Annotated in this window: 19 protein-coding genes and 1 pseudogene; 17 read left to right on the top strand and 3 right to left on the bottom strand. The window is 72.6% G+C overall.

Annotation, left to right across the window (positions count from 1 at the left end; translation table 11 throughout):
- The 8 genes from MPTA5024_RS31060 to MPTA5024_RS31095 all read left to right on the top strand — a co-directional run.
- A partial coding sequence (locus MPTA5024_RS31060) for a hypothetical protein (RefSeq protein WP_036331187.1) occupies positions 1–375 on the top strand: 375 nt, incomplete at its 5' end.
- Between the two features lie 61 nt (positions 376–436).
- On the top strand, positions 437–1,501 hold the full coding sequence (locus MPTA5024_RS31065) for an MBL fold metallo-hydrolase (RefSeq protein WP_051458902.1): 1,065 nt from the start codon (positions 437–439) through the stop codon (positions 1,499–1,501).
- A gap of 303 nt (positions 1,502–1,804) precedes the next feature.
- Positions 1,805–2,812 (top strand): ABC transporter substrate-binding protein, encoded by a 1,008-nt coding sequence (locus tag MPTA5024_RS31070; protein ID WP_036331188.1) that lies wholly within the window; start codon positions 1,805–1,807, stop codon positions 2,810–2,812.
- The gene (locus MPTA5024_RS31075) at positions 2,809–3,618 is read left to right on the top strand and encodes an ABC transporter ATP-binding protein (RefSeq protein ID WP_036331189.1); all 810 of its coding nucleotides are present in this window, start codon (positions 2,809–2,811) and stop codon (positions 3,616–3,618) included. The genes MPTA5024_RS31070 and MPTA5024_RS31075 overlap by 4 nt, the downstream gene beginning before the upstream one ends.
- Entirely contained in the window at positions 3,611–4,438 is an 828-nt protein-coding gene (locus tag MPTA5024_RS31080) for an ABC transporter permease (RefSeq protein WP_051458903.1), read from the top strand. Before MPTA5024_RS31075 ends, MPTA5024_RS31080 begins: the two co-directional genes overlap by 8 nt.
- The gene (locus MPTA5024_RS31085) at positions 4,435–5,790 is read left to right on the top strand and encodes an LLM class flavin-dependent oxidoreductase (protein WP_036331980.1); all 1,356 of its coding nucleotides are present in this window, start codon (positions 4,435–4,437) and stop codon (positions 5,788–5,790) included. Before MPTA5024_RS31080 ends, MPTA5024_RS31085 begins: the two co-directional genes overlap by 4 nt.
- A gap of 49 nt (positions 5,791–5,839) precedes the next feature.
- Complete coding sequence (locus MPTA5024_RS31090; protein ID WP_036331190.1) at positions 5,840–6,355, top strand: NADPH-dependent FMN reductase; 516 nt, start codon at positions 5,840–5,842, stop codon at positions 6,353–6,355.
- Positions 6,352–6,948: a flavin reductase family protein gene (locus tag MPTA5024_RS31095; RefSeq protein WP_084370155.1), complete on the top strand. Its 597-nt coding sequence runs from the start codon at positions 6,352–6,354 to the stop codon at positions 6,946–6,948. Before MPTA5024_RS31090 ends, MPTA5024_RS31095 begins: the two co-directional genes overlap by 4 nt.
- Before the next feature lie 10 nt (positions 6,949–6,958).
- On the opposite strand, the gene MPTA5024_RS31100 is transcribed toward MPTA5024_RS31095, so the two are convergent.
- Positions 6,959–8,017, bottom strand: a complete 1,059-nt coding sequence (locus tag MPTA5024_RS31100) for an NAD(P)H-dependent amine dehydrogenase family protein (protein ID WP_036331191.1) — start codon at positions 8,015–8,017, stop codon at positions 6,959–6,961.
- Positions 8,018–8,224: 207 nt separating this feature from the next.
- Here MPTA5024_RS31100 and MPTA5024_RS31105 point away from each other — a divergent pair, with 207 nt between their 5' ends.
- The 3 genes from MPTA5024_RS31105 to MPTA5024_RS31115 are packed head-to-tail and all read left to right on the top strand — an operon-like array spanning position 8,225 to position 10,220.
- A complete protein-coding gene (locus MPTA5024_RS31105) occupies positions 8,225–9,154 on the top strand; it encodes an SDR family oxidoreductase (protein ID WP_051458904.1) in 930 nt (309 codons plus the stop codon).
- A 37-nt stretch (positions 9,155–9,191) separates the two neighbouring features.
- A complete protein-coding gene (locus MPTA5024_RS31110; RefSeq protein ID WP_232326721.1) occupies positions 9,192–9,674 on the top strand; it encodes an SRPBCC family protein in 483 nt (160 codons plus the stop codon).
- A gap of 39 nt (positions 9,675–9,713) precedes the next feature.
- A complete protein-coding gene (locus MPTA5024_RS31115; protein ID WP_157099837.1) occupies positions 9,714–10,220 on the top strand; it encodes a DinB family protein in 507 nt (168 codons plus the stop codon).
- 3 nt (positions 10,221–10,223) lie between these two features.
- Here the strand turns inward: MPTA5024_RS31115 and MPTA5024_RS31120 are convergent, their stop codons facing one another.
- Both MPTA5024_RS31120 and MPTA5024_RS31125 read right to left on the bottom strand, forming a co-directional pair.
- Positions 10,224–12,584: a glycoside hydrolase family 65 protein gene (locus MPTA5024_RS31120; protein ID WP_036331192.1), complete on the bottom strand. Its 2,361-nt coding sequence runs from the start codon at positions 12,582–12,584 to the stop codon at positions 10,224–10,226.
- Positions 12,581–13,324, bottom strand: a complete 744-nt coding sequence (locus tag MPTA5024_RS31125; protein ID WP_036331193.1) for a beta-phosphoglucomutase family hydrolase — start codon at positions 13,322–13,324, stop codon at positions 12,581–12,583. The genes MPTA5024_RS31120 and MPTA5024_RS31125 overlap by 4 nt, the downstream gene beginning before the upstream one ends.
- A 176-nt stretch (positions 13,325–13,500) precedes the next feature.
- Here MPTA5024_RS31125 and MPTA5024_RS31130 point away from each other — a divergent pair, with 176 nt between their 5' ends.
- From MPTA5024_RS31130 to MPTA5024_RS31155, 6 genes and pseudogenes are all read left to right on the top strand, one after another.
- Positions 13,501–14,685 carry an ROK family transcriptional regulator gene (locus tag MPTA5024_RS31130; protein ID WP_036331194.1) on the top strand — a complete coding sequence of 395 codons (1,185 nt, stop codon included), beginning with the start codon at positions 13,501–13,503 and terminating at the stop codon, positions 14,683–14,685.
- A gap of 8 nt (positions 14,686–14,693) precedes the next feature.
- Positions 14,694–16,316, top strand: coding sequence for a sugar ABC transporter ATP-binding protein (locus MPTA5024_RS31135; RefSeq protein ID WP_084370156.1), 1,623 nt, complete (start codon positions 14,694–14,696; stop codon positions 16,314–16,316).
- Positions 16,309–17,340, top strand: coding sequence for an ABC transporter permease (locus MPTA5024_RS31140; protein ID WP_036331200.1), 1,032 nt, complete (start codon positions 16,309–16,311; stop codon positions 17,338–17,340). The genes MPTA5024_RS31135 and MPTA5024_RS31140 overlap by 8 nt, the downstream gene beginning before the upstream one ends.
- Positions 17,341–17,473: 133 nt before the next feature.
- The gene (locus MPTA5024_RS31145) at positions 17,474–18,532 is read left to right on the top strand and encodes an ABC transporter substrate-binding protein (protein WP_036331201.1); all 1,059 of its coding nucleotides are present in this window, start codon (positions 17,474–17,476) and stop codon (positions 18,530–18,532) included.
- Between the two features lie 102 nt (positions 18,533–18,634).
- Positions 18,635–19,813 carry a Gfo/Idh/MocA family protein gene (locus MPTA5024_RS31150; RefSeq protein WP_036331202.1) on the top strand — a complete coding sequence of 393 codons (1,179 nt, stop codon included), beginning with the start codon at positions 18,635–18,637 and terminating at the stop codon, positions 19,811–19,813.
- Between the two features lie 35 nt (positions 19,814–19,848).
- Positions 19,849–20,164 (top strand): annotated as a pseudogene (locus tag MPTA5024_RS31155) (sugar phosphate isomerase/epimerase); the annotation flags it as partial.

The following is a 20,164-nucleotide window of genomic DNA, read 5'->3' on the forward strand; positions in this document are numbered from 1 at the left end:
GTCGCGGCGGCGGTCGCCGCGCTGGCCGCGTCCGTGGCCCTGGACGGCTGGGCGGGCGTCGCCGCGGCCTGCGGGGCGTACGTCGTGCTCTTCGCGGCCCTCTCGGTCGCCGGGCTGATCCGGTCGGAGCTCGTGCACAACCGGGTCACGTCGGCCCAGCGGGCGACCGTGATGTCGGTGGACTCGCTCCAGTTGCAGTTCGGCGGGCTGCTGTCCGCGCTGTTTCTCGTGCCGCTGGCGGGCGCCGCCGGTCCGGGCGTCGCCTGGGCGGTCACCGCCGCGGTCGTCGTCGCCTCCTCGCTGCTGTTCGTCCGGCTCCCACCCCCGAAGGCCGCCGTACGGGCTCAGGAGGCCGCGTTGAGCCACCCGCAGTAGAACGAGGTTCGGCAGAGGGGGACAATCAGGCGGGACCGGGCTGCGAGAGGGGCAGGGGCCGATGAGCAAGACGAAGGTGACCGCGGCGAACCAGGAGCAGCGCGCGGCATGGCTGGACGGGCGGCTGCCCGAGGTCGAGCGCGTGCGGCCGGGGCTGTGGTCCATCCCGGTGCCGATCCCGATCAACCCCCTGCGGTACGTGCTCGTCTACGCCCTGGAGGTCCCCGGCGGCGTGGTGATCATCGACGCGGGCTGGAACACCGACGAGGCGTTCGACGCGCTCGCGGCCGGACTCGGCGTCGCCGGGTACGCGATCACCGACGTCAAGGCCGTGCTCGTCACGCACATCCACCCCGACCACTACGGCCTGGCTGGCCGGATCCGGGAGACGTCCGGCGCCTGGATCGGGCTGCACCCGGCCGACGCGCGGCTCGTCCACGACCGGTACGACGACTCGGCCATCGAGGCGCTGATGCTGCGGGAGCGGTCGCTGCTGCTGCGGTCGGGGGTGCCCGAGATGACGGCCCAGGAGCTGGCCGGGGCGTCGATGATGATCCGTCAGTTCGTGACGATGGCGGCGCCCGACCGGCTCATCGAGGACGGCGACCGGCTCGATCTGCCGGGGTGGGACCTGCGGGCCATCTGGACGCCCGGCCACTCGCCGGGCCACCTGTGCTTCGTGGAGCCCGGCCGCCGGGTGCTGTTCTCCGGCGACCACGTCCTGGCCAGGATCACGCCGATGGTGGCGGTGCACCCGCAGTCGGGCCCGAACCCCCTCGCCGACTACCTCGACGCCCTGCGCGCGGTGGGCAAGCTCGACGTCGACGAGGTGCTGCCCGCCCACGAGTTCCGCTTCCTCGAGTTGGGCGAGCGGGTCGACTACGTGATCGGCCACCACGAGGAGCGGCTGGCCGAGGTGGAGCAGGCGGTGACCGCCGTCCCCGGCTCGACCTGCTGGGACATCGCGCGGCAGTTGCGCTGGTCGCGGGCCTGGGACGCGATCCCGCCGCACATGCGGCGGGCGGCCAACAACGAGGCCCTCGCGCACCTGGTGTGGCTGGAGGCGCGCGGCACGGTCTCCCGCGTCGCGGGCGAGCCGGAGCGCTGGTATCCCGCGGAGTCCTGAATATCCCTGTAAAAGCAGTAGGAAATGTTGACTATGCCCTGGGATGCGTTTAGCGTCTCGGGTATGAGCCAGGGCCTGTACTTGATCCGGCGCGTCCACGTGGACTTCGGCCACGTCCTCAGCGCGCAGTGTCGTCGCGTCGCCCCCTAGCACAGGGGGGAAGTCCGCCCTACGACGGGCGCGGCGCACCCGACGTCCCGTCGCCCCCTTTCCCGCCGCGCGCGCCCCCTTCCGTCCCCGGCCGCGCGGACCAGCGGTCGGCGGCTCGTCGAGCCGCCGCGTGTACAGCTCTGAGGACTTCGCATGCGCGCGTTCAGAATCGCTCTCGTGTCCACGCTGCTCGCGGCTTTGTCCGCCTGCGGCTCCTCGGGACCGCCCGGAGGCGGTGAGGTCGCCGAGTTGCGCTACCAGGGCAACGCGGGGGCCGTCACGCTCCCCGAACTGGCGGCCGACCTCGGTTACCTCGGCACGGTCAAGCTCAAATGGGTCGGCAACACGATCAGCGGCCCCCAGGACATCCAGTCGGCGGCCACCGGCCAGACCGACTTCGGCGGCGCCTTCAACGGCGCGGTGGTCAAGCTCGTCGCCGCGCGGGCGCCCATCAAGGCCGTCATCAGCTACTACGGCTCCGACAAGGACGCCTACAACGGCTTCTACGTCCTCGACGGCGGCCAGATCAGATCGGCCGGGGACCTCATCGGCAAGAAGGTCGGCGTCAACACGCTCGGCGCCCACCTGGAGGCGGTGCTCAAGGAGTACCTCCAGCGGCAAGGCCTGACGAAGGAGCAGGTCGCGCAGGTCCAGCTCGTCGTGGTGCCGCCGGTCGACACCGAGCAGGCGCTGCGCCGCGGGCAGATCGACGTGGCCTCGCTCGGCGGCATCCTGCGGGACAAGGCCCTGGAGCGCGGCGGGATCCACCCGCTGTTCACCGACTACGACCTGCTCGGGGCGTTCGACGCCGGCACGTACGTGCTGCGGGACGACTTCATCCGGGACAACCCGGCCACCACGAGGGCCTTCGTCGCCGGGGTCGCCAAGGCCATCGAGTGGAGCAGGACGCACCCCCGCCAGGAGGTGGTCGCCCGGCTGAAGGCGATCATCGCCAAGCGCGGGCGCAACGAGGACGCCACGGCCGTCGGCTACTGGAAGAGCTTCGGCGTCTCCAGCATCGGCGGGGTGATCGACGACAAGGACTTCCAGACCTGGATCGACTGGTTGCAGCGGGAGGGTGAGCTCCGGCCCGGCCAGGTCAAGGCGGCCGACGTCTACACCAACGCGTACAACCCCTATGCGAACGGAGGCGCGAGGTGACCGCCACCGCGGCGAAGATCGCCGTCCGCGGCGTGGGCAAGGTGTTCCGCACCCGCGACGCCGACCGGCCGTTCACCGCCCTCGACGGGGTGGACCTCGACGTGCGGGAGGGAGAGTTCCTCACCCTGGTCGGGCCGAGCGGCTGCGGCAAGTCGACCCTGCTCGACCTGATCGGCGGGCTGGCCGCGCCCACGTCCGGCGAGATCCTCCTCGACGGCGAGCCGGTCACCGGGCCGGGCCTCGACCGGGGCGTGGTCTTCCAGCAGTACGCGCTGTTCCCGTGGCGCACGGCCCTGGCGAACGTCGCGTTCGGGCTGGAGGCGAAATCGGTCCCGAGGCGTGAGCGGGAGGAGCGGGCCCGCCACCAGCTCGGCCTCGTGGGGCTGCGCGGGTTCGAGGACCGCTACCCGCACGAGCTGTCCGGCGGCATGCGGCAGCGCGTGGCGATCGCCCGGAGCCTCGCGTTCGACCCGGACGTGCTGCTCATGGACGAGCCGTTCGCCGCGCTCGACGCGCAGACCCGGGAGTCGCTCCAGGAGGAGCTGCTCGGCATCTGGGAGCGGACCGGCAAGACGATCGTGTTCATCACCCACGGCATCGACGAGGCCGTCTACCTCGGCCAGCGGGTGGCCGTGATGACCTCGCGGCCGGGCCGGATCAAGCAGGTCATCGACGTCGAGTTCGACTCGCGGACCGGCGACCTGCGGGCGGACCCCCGGTTCGGGGAGTACCGCCACCGGCTGTGGACACTGCTGCGCGACGAGGTCGCCGCGGCCACGGAGCAGGAGGTGGCCCGCGTTGGCTGACACGCTGACCTCGCCCGCGGCCGTCTCTGCGCCGGCGCTCGGAACGTCCGGCGGCGGGGGGACCGCGGCCCGGCTGGGCGCCTTCGGCAAGCGGTCGCTCGCCGTGGCCCTGCTGCTCGCGCTGTGGGAGATCCTCCCGAGGGCCGGCGTGGTGGACCGCGTCTTCCTGCCGCCCCTGTCCGAGGACCTGGCGGCGTGGGCCGACCTGCTGCGCAGCGGGGAGCTCCTGGAGCACACCGAGGCCAGCGTGGCCCGGTCGCTCACCGGGTTCGGCCTGGCCATCGTCGTCGCCATCCCGCTCGGGCTGCTGATCGGCTGGTACAAGCCCGTGGCCGAGTTCCTCAGCCCGGTGCTTGAGCTGTTCCGCAACACCTCGGCGGTGGCGCTGCTGCCGGTCTTCACGCTGATCCTCGGCATCGGCGAGACCTCGAAGATCGCGTTCGTGCTGTACGCCTGCGCCTGGCCGATCCTGCTCAACACGATCAGCGGCGTGAAGACGGTGGACCCGCTGCTGGTCAAGTCGGCCAGGTCGATGGGGCTGCCGCCCGCCCGGCTGTTCCAGAAGGTGCTGCTGCCCGCCGCCGTGCCGGCGATCTTCACGGGCGTCCGGCTGGCCGGGGCGTACTCGATCCTCGTGCTGCTGTTCGCGGAGATCGTCGGCGCCAAGGCGGGGCTCGGCTACCTCATCAACGCGGCCCAGTCCAGCTTCCGCATCCAGGACATGTACGCCGGGATCATCACGATCTCCGTCATCGGCCTGCTCTTCAACCAGCTCCTCGTCCATCTGGAGCGCCGCTTCTCGACGTGGAGGACCACATGACCAGGAGACTGCACCTCAACGCCTTCCTGATGGGCGTCGGGCACCACGAGGCGGCGTGGCGGCACCCCCGGACCGAGCCGCGCCGCGTGACCGACGTCCGGCACTTCCAGGACCTCGCGCGGATCGCCGAGCGGGGGAAGCTCGACTCCGTCTTCCTGGCCGACGGCCTCGCCCTCTGGGGCAACGTCCGGCACAACGCGCTCGGCGGGCTCGAACCGCTCACGCTGCTGTCGGCCCTGGCGGCCGTGACGGAGCACGTGGGGCTCATCGCCACCGTGTCCACGACGTACAACGAGCCGTTCCACGTGGCGCGCAAGTTCGCCTCGCTCGACCACATCAGCGGCGGCCGGGCCGGCTGGAACATCGTGACCTCGGCCGGCGAGGCCGAGGCGCACAACTTCGGCATCGAGCGCCCGCCGCACCGCCTGCGCTACGAGCGGGCGACGGAGTTCCTTGAGGTGGCCACCAAGCTGTGGGACAGCTGGGAGGACGACGCGGTCCTGGCCGACCGGGCCGGCGGCGTCTACGCCGAGACGGCCCGCATCCACCCGGTGGAGCATGTGGGCGAGCACTTCCGGGTGCGGGGCCCGCTCAACACCCAGCGGCCGCCGCAGGGCCGCCCGCTGCTGGTCCAGGCCGGGTCGTCCGACGACGGCAGGGACTTCGCCGCCCGGCACGCCGAGGCCGTGTTCACCGCCCAGCAGACCCTGGAGGAGGGTCAGGAGTTCTACGCCGACCTCAAGGCGCGGGCGGCCCGGTACGGCAGGCGGCCCGAGGAGATCCTCGTCCTGCCCGGCATCTCGCCCATCCTCGGCTCGACCGAGCGGGAGGCGCTGCGCCTGGAGAAGGAGCTGGAGGACCTCATCATCCCGGCGTACGGCGTGGCCCAGCTGTCCAACGTCCTCGGCGTCGACCTGTCGGGGCACCCGCTGGACGAGCCGCTGCCCGAGGTCCCGGAGCGCACCGAGGGCCAGCAGAGCCGGCTGAAGCTGGTCGTCGACCTCGCGCGGCGCGAGCGGCTGACCCTCCGGCAGCTCGTCGGCAGGCTCTTCGGCGGCCGCGGCCACCGGGTGGTCGCCGGGACGCCCGAGCAGGTCGCCGACCAGCTCCAGGAATGGTTCGAGAACGGCGCGGCCGACGGGTTCAACGTCATGCCGCCCATCCTTCCGGCCGGGCTGGAGGACTTCGTGGACCACGTGGTCCCCGAACTGCGGGCCCGCGGCCTGTTCCGCCACGAGTACGAGGGCCGGACGCTCCGTGAGCACTACGGCCTGGCGAGGCCCGCGAGCCGCTACGCGGCGGCCGCGGCCGCCCCGTCGCAGGAGGAGCCCGCCGTGGCGGTCCCCTCGTGACCGCGCCGGAGGGCAACCGGCACAGCTCAGCACCGTTAGGGAGGACCGCATGGGCATCGTGACGCTGGTGGGGAACCCGAGGGACGGCTCGCGCACGCTCGCGGTGGCCGTCCGGGCGGCCGAGGAGATCGCCAAGGGCACCGGGACGTCCGCGGCGGTGGACGTGGTCGACCTCGCCGGCCTGGCGGCGCAGCTGTTCGCCCCCGGGCCGTCGTCGGGCGTGGAGGTGGCGCTCGAGCTGGTTCGCGAGGCCGACGTCCTCGTGGTGGCCAGCCCCACCTACAAGGGCACGTACACAGGCCTGCTGAAGGCGTTCCTCGACCGGCTGCCGCACCGGGCGCTGGCCGGCACCGCGGCGCTGCCGCTGCTGGTCATGGGGGACGCGAAGCACGCGCTGGCGGTCGAGGTGCACCTGCGCCCGCTGCTGGTCGAGCTCGGCGCGACCGTGCCCACCCCGGGGCTCGCCGTACTGGAGTCCCAGATCCCCGGCCTCGACGGCGTGCTGGCCGCGTGGGCCGGTCAGGTGGTCCCGCAGCTCCCGTTCCGCCAGGAGGTGTCCGCATGACGGGCGACGCCGCCACGTCCGCCGGGGAGGAGGGCGGCGCGGCCGTGCACGGGCCCGCGCCGGAGGGCCCCGCCCCGGCGCGGCTGCGGCTCGTCTCCTCGCACGGCGACGAGTCCGTCGGAGGCGACGAGTTCCGCCGTGCGCTCGCCGAGCACGCGGCGGGCGTGGTGGTGATCACTGCCCTGCCGGAGGGGGTGCCGGTCGGGCTCACCGCCACGTCGTTCTCGTCGGTGAGCCTGTCGCCGCCGCTGGTCTCGTTCTACGTGGCGCGGTCGTCCACGACGTGGCCGTGGCTGCGGCGGGCCGACCTGTTCGCGGTGAACATCCTCGGCGGCCACCAGGCCGACCTGGCGGCCCGGTTCGCGAGGAAGAGCATCGACCGGTTCGCCCACCCCACCCGCTGGACGCCGGGAACGGACGGGGTGCCGCTGCTCGACGACGTGCCGGCCCACCTCCTGTGCCGTCCCCACCACACGGTCGAGGTCGGCGACCACTTCCTGGTGGTCGGGCTGGTCACCTCGACGGCGATCGCGGGCGGCGGGCGGCCGCTGCTGTACCACCAGGGCAGGTTCGGGCGGTTCCTCCCTCACTGAGCGGGACCGGTCAGGCGAGGCGGACCGTGCCCCGGCCGGTGGCGAGGGGCAGGTCGAGGATCGTGCGGATGCCCGGCGGCGCCGCGCACACGGAGGCGATCGAGTTCACCGCGTGCGCGGCGGCGCCGGCGAGGCCGTGGGTGACCTCGTCCACCCTGATCGCCATGCCCGGCTGGCCCTCGATGTGGATGGCGAAACCGGGCTCCGCCCAGCGCCGCACCTTCCGCGCGTCGGCCTTGTAGACGCACTCGACGGTCATGAACGGGCGGTTGCGCACCAGCCCGGTGAAGATCCAGCGGGAGGCGCACACCGTGCCGGGACGCACCGTGCCCGCCGCGATCTCGAACTCCTCGCCGGCCAGCTCGTACTCGTCCGTCTCCTCGATCTCGTCGAGCCGTACGCCGAGGGCGGCGGCGACGAGCTGGACGCTCTCGGCAAAGAGCGACCGCTGGAACGCCCGGAACGGCCGGACCGTGCCCGCGTAGTCCTTCGGCTCCCGGGTGAACCCGATGAGGTCCGTCACGATCTCCCGCGACGGGTGACCCCGGTAGTCGGAGGTCTCGCGCACGTAGATGTGGTCGAGCCGGGTCGACAGGCCCGACAGCGCGAGCGGCAGCAGGTCGCTCATGAACCCCGGGTTGATGCCGGTGCCGTGCAGGGACGCGCCGCCGCGCGCGCAGGCCGTCTCCAGCCGGTCGACCACCCCCGGCCCGTACGCCTGCGGGTAGACGAAGCCGGTGGTGGTGACGACGTTCTTGCCCGACGACAGCAGCGCGCAGATGGTCTCCACGTCGGTCGCGGGGTCGCCGCCGAAGCAGGACGCGGGCAGGGGCATGTAGAGCACGCAGTCGGCGTCGAGCGCCAGCACGCGGTCGACGTCGTCGGTGCAGGCCACCCCGGCCTCCCCGACGCCCACCAGCTCCCCGGCGTCGCGGCCGACCTTGTCCTGGTCGTAGACGAGCACGCCGGCCAGCTCGAACTCGGGCCGCGTGATCACGCTGCGCAGCGCGTACCCCCCGACCGCGCCCGTGGCCCACTGGACGACGCGTAGGGGTCGGGTCGCGGGCATGGGGCCTCCAGCCAGAGTCGAATCTGGGCGGGGCCGTGCTGGGAGAGGTGTCATCGTCGACCCACGCCCGTGCGGGGGCCAGAACTATAGCAGGAATTCACAATTTTGATCACTATCTGCGGCGTCGCGGTTTCCGCCCGCTTCGGGTCCCCACGTCGGCCGGTTATTGTGCTGCAGTACCAGAACCTTGTTCTCTCAGGAGGCGCCATGTCCGAGGTCCCGGTTTCCGACGCGGGCTCCGAGCTCATGTTCGACGGGAAGGTCGCGGTCGTTACGGGGGCGGGGCAGGGGCTCGGCCGCTCGCACGCCCTCCTGCTCGCCCGCCGCGGCGCGAAGGTCGTGGTGAACGATCTGGGCGGCGCCCTCGACGGCACCGGCGCCTCCGCCGGCCCGGCGGCCGACGTGGCGGAGCTGATCGGCAAGGAGGGGGGAGAGGCGGTCGCCAGCACGGACGACGTCGCCACCCCCGAGGGTGCGCAGGCCCTGGTCGGGGCCGCCCTCGACGCCTTCGGCCGGATCGACATCGTGGTGAACAACGCCGGCATCCTGCGGGACAAGTCGTTCGGCAAGATGGCGGTCGAGGAGTTCGACGCCGTGCTCGCCGTCCACGTGCGCGGCTCGTTCCTCGTCAGCCGCGCCGCCTTCCCCCACATGAAGGAGCAGGCGTACGGCCGGATCGTCAACACCTCCTCGCCCGCCGGGCTGTTCGGCAACTTCGGCCAGGCCAACTACTCCACGGCGAAGATGGGCCTGGTGGGCTTCACCAAGACGCTCGGCATCGAGGGCGCCCGGGCGAACATCAAGGCCAACGCGATCGCGCCCGTCGCCTGGACGCGGATGACCGAGTCGCTGCTGCCCGCGGAGTTCGAGTCGAGGTTCACCCCCGAGCGGATCAGCCCCCTGGTGGCGTACCTGGCCCACGAGAGCTGCCCGGTCAGCGGCGAGGTGTTCTCGGTCGGGGCCGGGCGGGTCGCCCGCGTGTTCGTCGCCGAGGGGCCGGGCTGGCGGACCGACGACCTCACGGTGGAGGCGATCCGCGACAACTGGGACGCCGTGATGGCCGAGCAGCCGTACCTCCAGCCGACCGCGCTGGGGGAGCAGGCCGCCGCGTCGCTCCAGGCGATGCTCCGGCCCTGAGCCGGACCGCGCGAGCCGGGCGGGCCGGTGCGGCAGGATGGAGCCCGACGTCCGCCCCCCGGCCCGTACGGCCCCGGCATCCCCCGAGGAGACCGCCATCGCCTCCATCCGGCACGAGATCGTGATCGACGCCCGTCCCGAGACGGTGTGGGACGCCGTGCGTGACGTGGGCGCGGTGCACGAGCGGCTGCTTCCCGGCCGCGTCCTCGACACGCGGATCGAGGGAGTCGAGCGGACCCTCGTCTTCCCGCACGGGGGAGTGGTCCGCGAGCTCATCGTGGACGTCGACGACGACGCGCGCAGGCTTGCCTACGCGGTGGTCGAGGGCGCCCGCCCGCCGCTCGCGCACCATCACGCGGCGTTCCAGGTGCTCCCGGAGGGCGCTGACCGCACCCGGCTCGTGTGGACGACCGACGTGCTGCCGGACTCGGCGGCGCCGGAGGTCCGCGTCCGGATGGAGCGGGGCGCGGAGGAGATGAGGCGGACCCTGGAGACCGCCGCAGGACCCGGGCGGCCGTAGGGTGAACGGGTTCCGGCCACGGGGGAGAGGACGCAGGCAGTGACCGTCGAACGCATCGGGCCGCCCACGGTCGCGGGGGAGCGCGAGATGCTGCGCGCCTTCCTCGACTACCACCGGGCCACGCTCGAATGGAAGTGCGAGGGCCTGTCCGACGAGGACCTGCGCCGCCGGTCGATGCCGCCCTCGACGCTGTCGCTGCTCGGCCTGGTCCGGCACATGGCCGAGGTCGAGCGCACCTGGTTCCGCCGCGTGATCGGCAAGGAGGACGTCCCGCTCGTCTGGTCCGGCGAGGGGGACTACCAGGCGGCGTACGACGCGACCGGGGCGACCCGCGCGGAGGCGTTCGCCGCCTGGCGCGAGGAGGTCGAGCACTCCCGCCGGATCGAGCGCGAGGCGGAGTCGCTCGACGTCACCGCCTACCAGCCCCGCTGGGAGCAGGAGGTCTCGCTGCGGTTGGTGATGCTCCACCTGATCCACGAGTACGCCCGGCACAACGGGCACGCCGACTTCCTGCGCGAGGGCGTCGACGGGACCGTGGGGGCCTGACCGTCACGTGGCCCGGGGGCGGCGGGGCACCGTCTCGCGCCCCGGCGGCTGGCGCACCTCCAGGCGGGGGAACGGCGGCGGCGGGACGGGCCGGGTGACCGGCTGCCGGCCCAGCCGGATCTCCTCGCCGTGGTGGGCGAGCGTGAGCGGCGGCCCGTCCAGCAACTCGTACGTGGCCGCGCCCGGAGTGACGTCCACCCGCAGCAGGCGGCCCCGGTACCGCAGCCGGAACGCGAGCCGGGTGAGCGCAGAGGGCAGCCGGGGGGCGAAGCACATCAGGCCCTGCCCGGCGCGCATGCCGCCGAACCCGGCGACCAGCCCGGTCCACGCCCCGGCCAGGGAGGCCATGTGGACCCCGTCCCTGGTGTTGTGCTCCAGGTCGCGCAGGTCCATCAGCGCGGCCTCGCCCAGGTAGGCGTGGGCCAGCTCCAGCTGCCCGACCTCGGCCGCCAGCACCGCCTGCGTGCACGCCGACAGCGACGAGTCCCGCACCGTGAGGGCCTCGTAGTAGGCGAAGTCGCGGGCCTTCTGCTCCGGCGTGAACGCCTCCCCGCACAGGTGCAGCGCCAGCACGAGGTCGGCCTGCTTGACCACCTGCTTGCGGTAGAGGTCGAAGTACGGGAAGTGCAGCAGCAGCGGGTACTGCTCGGGCTTGGTGTTGGCGAAGTCCCACAGGGCGTGCCGGGTGAAGCCCTCGCTCTGCGGGTGGACGCCGAGCCGCTCGTCGTACGGCACGAACATGGCGGCGGCCGCGTCACGCCAGACCGCCACCTCCTCCAGCGACACCCCGAGCTCCTCGGCCTGGTCGAGGTGCCGCGTCGCCACGTCGACGGCGGCGCGCAGGTTCCGCCGGGCCATCAGGTTCGTGTACACGTTGTTGTCGGCCACCGCGCTGTACTCGTCCGGGCCGGTCACGCCGTCGATGCGGTACTTGCCCTCGGCGTCGTGGTGGCCGAGCGCGCACCACAGCCGGGCGGTGGACACGAGCAGCGGCAGGGCCGTCTCCCGCTCGAACGCCTCGTCCTCGGTGGCGTCGACGTACCGGACCACGGCGTCGGCGATGTCGGCGTTGACGTGGAACGCGGCGGTCCCGGCCGGCCAGTAGCCCGAGCACTCCTCGCCGTTGATGGTCCGCCAGGGGAAGGCCGCGCCCTTCAGCCCGAGCTGCGCGGCCCGGTCCTCGGCGAGCGGCTGGATCGACCGCCGCCAGGCCAGCGCGTCCGCGGCGGACCGCGGGTGGGTGTAGGTGAGCACGGGCAGCACGAACGTCTCGGTGTCCCAGAACGCGTGGCCGTCGTACCCCGAGCCGGTGAGGCCCTTGCCGGGGATCGGCCGCCGCTCCAGCCGGGCGCCCGCCTGGAGCAGGTGGAACAGCCCGAACCGCACGGCCTGCTGGACCTCCGCGTCGCCCTCGACCTCGACGTCCGCCCCGGCCCAGAACTCGTCGAGGAACCGGCGCTGGTCGGCGCACAGGCCGTCCCAGCCGGTCAGCCGGGCCGCCGCCAGCGCGGCCACGACCTGGTCGTGCAGGGCGGGCCGGGAGCGCTTGGCCGACCAGCCGTAGGCGAAGAACTTGGTCAGGCGCAGCGACCGGCCCGGCTCCAGCCGGGTGGCCACCGTCACCCGGTTCACGTCGCCGCCGCCGTCCGGCTCGACCCGGGTGCCCTCGGGGCCGTCGATCTCGTGCCGCATGGCGGCCGCCATCCGCAGCCCGCTCAGGCGGGTGCGGTGCACCATCACGCCCACGCCGTTGACGGCCGCCTCGTTCTCCTCCAGCACGAGCGGGGCCTCGAGCGCGGCGGCGGCGCGCGGGTCGTCGGCCAGGTGGGGAACGGTCTCGTTGGCGACGAGCTCGGACTGCAGCACCACGTTGAGCGGCTGGCCGACGGCCTCGACCTCATAGCGGACGGCCGCGACCGCGCGGTGGGTGAACGACACCAGCCGGGTGGAGGTCACCCGGAGCCGCCCTCCGGCCGGGGAGGTCCAGTCCACCCGCCGCACCAGGGTGCCGGCGCGCATGTCGAGCACCCGTTCGTGCGCGTGCAGCGTGCCGTACCGCACGTCGAACGGCTCGTCGTCGGCCAGCAGCCGGATCAGCTTGCCGTTCGTCACGTTCACCACGGTCTGACCCGCCTCGGGGTAGCCGTAGCCCGCCTCGGCGTACGGCAGGGGCCGCACCTCGTAGAAGGAGTTGAGGTAGGTGCCGGGCAGCCCGTGCGGCTCGCCCTCGTCGAGGTTGCCGCGCAGGCCGATGTGCCCGTTCGACAGCGCGAAGACCGACTCCGTCTGCGCGAGCACGTCCAGGTGGAGACGGCACTCGCGGACGGCCCACGGCTCGGCCGTGAAGGCCGGATGCTGGATCACGGCCGGTCCAGCAGCTCGGCGAGGTCGGTCACGACGACGTCGGCGCCGCCGTCGCGCAGCGCGTCCGCCTGCCCCACGCGGTCTACGCCGACGACGTGGGCGAAGCCGCCCGCGCGCCCGGCCGCCACCCCGGCCAGCGCGTCCTCGAACACCGCCGCCTCGCCGGGCTTCAGGCCGAGGGCCTCGGCTCCCGCGAGGTACATGTCCGGCGCGGGCTTGCCCGGCAGGTCGCGCCGCCGTGCCACCACGCCGTCGATCCTGGCCTCCACCAGGTCCGCGAGCCCCGCGGCGGCGAGCACGTGCTCGGTGTTGGCGCTGGACGAGACGACCGCCCGCCGCAGGCCCGCCTCCCGCGCCGCGCGCAGGTAGCGCACCGACCCCTCGTACACCTCGACGCCCTCCCGGTCGAGGATGGCTCTGACCAGGTCGTTCTTGCGGTTGCTCAGGCCGTACAGGGTGGGGGAGCCGGGAGGGTCGCCGGGCGTGCCCTCCGGCAGGCCGATGCCGCGGGACTCCAGGAACGACCGGGTGCCGTCCAGCCGTTTCCTGCCGTCCACGTACCGGTCGTAGTCGGCCACGCGGTCGAACGGGACGAACGGCTCGCCCCTCCGCTCCGCCCGCTCGCGCAGGAAGTCGTCGAACATCGCCTTCCACGCCCCGGCGTGCACGGTGGCCGTACGGGTGAGCACGCCGTCCATGTCGAACAGGCAGCCGCGGACGCCGTCGGGCAGTCCCAGCATGGGCCTCTCCCTCCCGAGAGCTCCTCCGGCTCCATGCCTACCCAGGGAGAGGAGTCCTGCGCGCACCTGGCACTTTTGCTGATTCCAGCGAAAGTTAGCATCAGATCTATAAAAGGTCTTCCCAGGGTTGCGGAAGAGAGGTACGTTCACGCCAATCACTGGGAGGCGGAGGCGGTGTGAAGCGCACAGCCAGGCCGGAGAACGTCCACCAGGCGACCCTGTTGCGGTTGCTTCGGGACGGGGGCCGCTCTCGGGCCGAGCTCGGCGACGTGGTGGACCTATCCAGGTCGAAGCTGAACGTCGAGCTCGACCGGCTCGTCGAGCTGGGACTGGCCGAGCCGGACGGGCTCGCCGCCTCGCGCGGCGGGCGCCGGTCGGGCCGGGTACGGCTGTCGCCGCGGACCAGGTTCGCCGGGATCGACATCGGCGCCACGTCGATCGACGTCGCGGTGACCACCGGCGAGCTCGAGGTGCTCGGGCACCTCAGCGAGCGCGCCGACATCCGGGAGGGGCCGGCCGCCGTGCTGGAGCGGGCCGTCGAGCTGGTCGGCAAGCTCCGCCGCGAGGGCCTGTGCTCCGAGCTGAACGGCGTCGGGATCGGCGTGCCCGGACCGGTGAGCTTCGCCGAGGGGGTCCCGGTCGTGCCGCCGATCATGCCTGGGTGGGACCGCTACCCGGTGCGCGAGACGATCGGCCAGGAGCTCGGCTGCCCGGCCATGGTGGACAACGACGTCAACATCATGGCCCTCGGCGAGCTGCACGCGGGCCTCGCCAAAAACGTGGACGACTTCCTGCTCGTGAAGATCGGCACGGGCATCGGCTGCGGCATCGTCGTGGACGGCAAGATTTACCGGGGCGTCTCCGGCAGCGCCGGGGACATCGGCCACATCCGCGTCGACGACCTCGGGCCGGTGTGCGCCTGCGGCAACTCCGGCTGCCTGGAGGCGTACTTCGGCGGGGCCGCCCTCGCCCGCGAGGCCGCCGCCCTCGCCCGTGCGGGCGGCTCCGCGCGCCTGGCCGAACGGCTGGCCGTCGCCGGCGCGCTCACCGGGGAGGACGTGGCCGCGGCCGCCGCGCAGGGCGACCCGGGGGCGATCGCGCTCATCCGCGACGGCGGCCGCCGGGTCGGCCAGGTGCTCGCCAGCCTCGTCAGCTTCTTCAACCCGGGACTCGTGATCATCGCGGGCGGCGTGGCCAGGCTGGGACACGTGCTGCTCGCCGAGATCAGGAGCGTCGTCTACCGGCGCTCCCTGCCGCTGGCCACGGGCAACCTCCCCATCGTGCTCTCCGAACTGGGGGACACGGCGGGCGTGGTCGGCGCGGCCCGGCTCATCAGCGACCACGTCTACTCCGCCACGTAGGGAGAGCAATGGCCGAGGAGCAGCCTCTGCTTCGCGTGCAGGGCATCGTCAAGCAGTTTCCCGGTGTGCGGGCGCTGGACGGCGTGGATCTGGAGGTGCGGGCAGGGGAGGTGCACTGCCTGCTGGGGCAGAACGGGGCGGGCAAGTCGACGCTGATCAAGATCTTGTCGGGGGCGGTGCAGCCGGACGCGGGTGCGGTGCTGGTGGACGGCCGGGCGGTGCGGCTGTCGTCGCCGACGGCGGCGATGGCGGCGGGGATCGCGACGATCTACCAGGAGCTGGACCTGGTGGACGGATTGAGCGTGGCCGACAACATCTTCCTGGGGCATGAGCGGGCGGCCGGGGGGTTCGTACGGCGCCGGGAGGCGCATCGGGCCGCGGCGGCGCTACTGGGCCGGTTGGGGCACGCGGAGATCCGGCCGGGGCTGGAGGTCGGGCGGTTGGCTCCGGCGGGCAAGCAGATCGTCTCGATGGCGCGGGCGCTGTCGCGCGAGGCCCGGTTGATCATCATGGATGAGCCGTCGGCGGCGCTGGCGCACGACGAGGTGGCCAATCTGTTCCGGGTGATCCGGGAGCTGACCGCCCAGGGAGTGGCGGTGATCTACATCTCGCACCGGTTGGAGGAGATCCGGCAGATCGGCGACCGGGTGACGGTCCTGAAGGACGGGCGGACGGTCGCGGTGGGGATGCCGGCCCGGGAGACGGCGACGTCGTCGATCGTGGCGTTGATGACGGGACGGAATGTGGAGTACGTGTTCCCGCCGCGGGGCTCGGGCGAGCTGGGGGCCGAGGTGTTGCGGGTGGAGGGGCTGAGCGTGCCGGGCCGCGTCGCCGATGTGTCGTTCGGGGTGCGGGCGGGGGAGATCGTGGGCCTGGCCGGGTTGGTCGGGTCGGGGCGGTCGGAGATCGTGGAGGCGGTGTACGGGGCGCGGCGGGCGTCGGGGCGGGTGCTCGTGGAGGGGCGCCCGGTGCGCCGGGGTGGGACGGTCGCCGCGGTGCGGGCGGGGATGGGGCTGGCGCCCGAAGAGCGCAAGGCGCAGGCGTTGCTGCTGGACGACAGCGTGGCCGGGAACATCACGCTGGCGAGTCTCGGCCGGTATTCGCGGTGGGGGTGGCTGGATCGGCGGGCGGAGGCGGCCGAGGCGCGGCGGCTGGCGGAGTCGCTGGACATCCGGCCGCCGGACGTGCGGCGGGCGATCCGGACGTTGTCGGGGGGCAACCAGCAGAAGGCGGTATTGGCGCGGTGGCTGGTGGAGGGGCGCAGGCTGCTGTTGCTGGACGAGCCGACGCGGGGGGTGGACGTCGGGGCGCGGGCGGAGCTGTACGCGTTGATCCGCCGGTTGGCCGATGAAGGGGTGGGGGTGTTGCTGGTGTCCAGTGAGGTGCCCGAGGTGCTCGGGCTGGCCGATCGGGTGCTGGTGATCCGGGAGGGCCGGCTGGTCCACGAGGCCCCCGCCGCCGACCTCGACGAGCACACGGTGCTCGACCTGGTGATGGTGTCCGCGGGCGGCCACGCCGCGGGCGGGGGCACGGCCGGCGAGGGCACGGGGGTCGGTCCCGGCGCGGCCGGGGGGCGCGGTCACGACGACGGCGACGCAGAGATCTCTTCCGAAGGAGCGTTCCATGACTGAGGTGGATCCCGCCACGCACGCGAGTCCCGCGGAGGAGGCGGTGGCGGGGCGGCCGGGTGCGCCGGGCCGCTCGTGGGGGTGGGGCCGGGTGGGCGAGGCCCGGCACCTGGGCTTGGTGGCGGCGCTGGTGCTGCTGGCGATCGTGGGGCTGGTGACCCGGCCGGACAACTTCGCGACCTCCTCCAACCTGGTGAGCATCCTGGCGTTGGCCTCGACGATCGGTGTGATCACGGTGGGGATGACCTTCGTGATCATCGGGGGTGGGATCGACCTGTCGGTCGGGGCGGTGATGGCGCTGGCGTCGGTGTGGGCCACGACGCTGGCCACCCAGTCGTACGGGCCGGTGGTGATGGTGGTCTGCGCGGTGCTGGTCGGCACCGGGGCGGGGCTGGTCAGCGGGTTCCTGATCGCCTATGGGCGGATGGTGCCGTTCATCGCGACGCTGGCGATGCTGGTGGCGGCGCGGGGCCTGGCCCAGCGGATGTCGGGGCAGCGCACCCAGTTGGTACAGGCGGGCAACACCGCGATCGTGGAGTTGTCCACGACGCGGGTGCTGGGGTTGCCGCTGCTGGTGTACGTGTTCGCGGCGGTGGTCGCGGCGGGCTGGGTGCTGTTGAACCGCACCACGTTCGGGCGGCGGACGTTCGCGGTGGGGGGCAATCCGGAGGCGGCGCGGCTGGCGGGCATCGATGTGCGGCGGCACACGATGGTGTTGTACGCGTTGTCGGGGTTGTGCTGCGGGATCGCGGCCGTGCTGATCATGGCGCGGACCACGACCGGGTCGTCCACGCACGGGGATCTGTACGAGCTGGACGCGATCGCGGCGGTGATCATCGGGGGGACGCTGCTGACCGGGGGCCGGGGCAGCATCATCGGGTCGATCCTGGGCCTGCTGATCTTCACTGTGATCACGAATCTGTTCATCCTGAACGGCCTGAACACCAGCGACCAGCTGGTGGCCAAGGGCCTGATCATCGTCGTCGCCGTGCTCCTGCAGCGGCGCAGCCTTCGCACCGGTACCTGACCGTCGCCGGGGGCCGTCCCCGGCCTTCTCGCTTCTTCTCGTCCTTCGATGTCCCTTCTCCGGTCCGCGGCCGCATGGCCGCGGTCTGGGCCTCTCACGCCCTTTTCACCCCCTGATACCAAGGGAGAACGACATGACCAACAACTCCGGACGCCGGGGTTTCCTGCTCGGCGGCGCGGTCCTCGGGGCGGGCGCTCTGGTGTCAGCCTGTACGAGTAACGAGCCGGCGGCGGCCCCGGCCTCCGCGGCGGCGGCGCCGTCGGGCCCGGCCGGGGCCAACGACGCGCCGGGCACCGCGGTCACCATCGGGTTCTCCGCCCCGGCGGCCGACCACGGCTGGATCGCCGCGATCGCCAAGAACGCCCAGACCGCCGCCGGGCGGTACTCCGACGTCACCTTCAAGCCGGTCGAGCCAACCAACGACATCAACCAGCAGATCTCCGCGGTCGAGTCGCTGATCCAGGCCAAGGTCAACGCGCTGGTCATCCTCCCCAACGACGGCCAGCAGCTCAACCAGGTCGCCCGCGCCGCGATGGACGCAGGCATCCCGGTGATCAACCTGGACCGGGTCTTCCCCGACAAGCTGTCGTACCGGACCTGGATCGGCGGCGACAACTACGGCATGGGGGTCGCCGCCGGGCACTTCATCGGCGACAAGCTGAAGAGCTCCGGGGCGTCCAACCCGGTCATCGTGGAGATCCAGGGCATCGCCACCCTGCCGCTGACCCAGGACCGCAGCAAGGGCTTCGCCGACGCGCTGAAGACCTACGGCTTCTCGGTGACCGCCCAGCAGGACGCCAAGTTCACCGTCGAGTCCGGCACCCAGGTCGCGGCGAACCTGCTGCAGGCGCACAAGAAGATCGACGCCATCTGGAACCACGACGACGACCAGGGCATCGGCGTGCTGGCCGCGATCAAGGAGGCCGGGCGGGACGAGTTCTTCATGGTCGGCGGCGCCGGGTCGGCCAACGCGATGCGGGAGATCCAGTCCGGCAGCAGCGTGCTGCAGGCCACCGTCACCTACAGCCCGACCATGGCCGCCTCGGCGATCCGGCTGGCCCGCCTGATCGCCCAGAACAAGGGCATGAGCGACCTGATGGAGAACGAGGTCCCCCAGTCCATCACCCTGGCCTCGGAGACCATCACCAAGGACAACGTCGCCCGCTACCTGCCCCTGGGCTTCGAATCCTGACCCCGCACCCTGATCTGAGACTCTGACGTATGCCCGCCCGTCCTCCGGGGGCCGCACCCCCGGGGGCGGGACGGGCGCCGACATCGCACAAGGGGGATCTTCGTGAGTGACAGCAGGCCCGTGCTGGGCGTCGGGATGGTGGGGTACGCGTTCATGGGACGCGTGCACTCCCACGCCTGGCGCAACGCCGGCGCGTTCTTCGACCTGCCGGTCCGGCCTCGGATGGTCGCACTGGCCGGCCGGAGCCGCGACCAGGCCGAGGCCGCCGCCCGCACGCTGGGCTGGGACAGCGCGGAAACCGACTACAAACGCCTGATCGACCGCGACGACATCCACATCATCGACATCTGCACCCCCGGCGACTCCCACGCGGAGATCGCCATCGCCGCCCTGGCCGCGGGCAAGCACGTCATCTGCGAGAAGCCCCTGGCCAACACCGTCGCCGAAGCCGACGCCATGGCCCAGGCAGCCCGCGCCGCCGCCACCGCCGGCGTCCGCGCCATGGTCGCCTTCAACTACCGCCGCGTCCCGGCCGTCGCCCTGGCCAGACAGCTCATCGCCGCCGGCCGGATCGGCACCATCCGCCACGTCCGCGCCCAATACCTCCAGGACTGGATCATCGACCCCGACTTCCCCCTGGTCTGGCGGCTGCAGAAGGACAAGGCCGGCTCCGGCGCCCTCGGCGACATCGGCGCCCACATCATCGACACCGCCCAGTACCTCACCGGCCAGCACCTGACCGGGGTGTCCGCCCTGACCCACACCTTCATCACCGAACGCCCCCTGCCCCAGACCTCCACCGGCCTGACCGCCCAGGCGGCCGCCGGGGAACAGCCCGAGCGGGGGACGGTCACGGTCGACGACGCCGCCCTGTTCTTCGGCCGCCTGGACGGCGGGGCGCTGGCCACCTTCGAGGCCACCCGCTTCGCCACCGGCCGCAAGAACGCGTTGCGCATCGAGATCAACGGATCGGCCGGCAGCCTCGCCTTCGACTTCGAGGCCATGAACGATCTGTGGCTGTACGAGACCAGCCAGGACCAGGCCGGGTTCCGCCGGATTCTGGTCACCGAAGGCGACCACCCCTACGCCGGCGCCTGGTGGCCCCCCGGCCACGGCCTGGGCTACGACCACGCCTTCGTCCACGAGATCACCGACTTCCTCACCGCCGTGGCCGCAGGGGTCGACCCCACCCCCGGCTTCGACGACGGTGCCCAGGTCCAGCGCGTGCTGGCGGCCGTCGAACGCAGCGCCGCCCAGGACTCCGCCTGGACCACCCCCTGACCGATGCACTACGCGAAGACGAAATGGAGCGGGCGATGAGCCGACCGATCACGTTGTTCACGGGCCAGTGGGCCGACCTGCCCTTCGAGGAGGTCTGCCGCCTGGCCTCGGAATGGGGCTACGACGGGCTGGAGATCGCCTGCTGGGGCGACCACTTCGAGGTGGACAAAGCCCTGGCCGACGACTCCTACGTCGAACGCAAGAAGGAGACCCTGGCCAAGTACAACCTGGAGGTCTGGACGATCTCCAACCACCTCGTCGGCCAGGCCGTCTGCGACCACCCCATCGACGAGCGGCACAAGGGCATCCTGCCCGCCCGCATCTGGGGCGACGGCGAGCCCGAAGGCGTCC

Origin of the sequence: Microbispora sp. ATCC PTA-5024 (assembly GCF_000511135.2) — a bacterium.
Taxonomy (GTDB): domain Bacteria; phylum Actinomycetota; class Actinomycetes; order Streptosporangiales; family Streptosporangiaceae; genus Microbispora; species Microbispora corallina.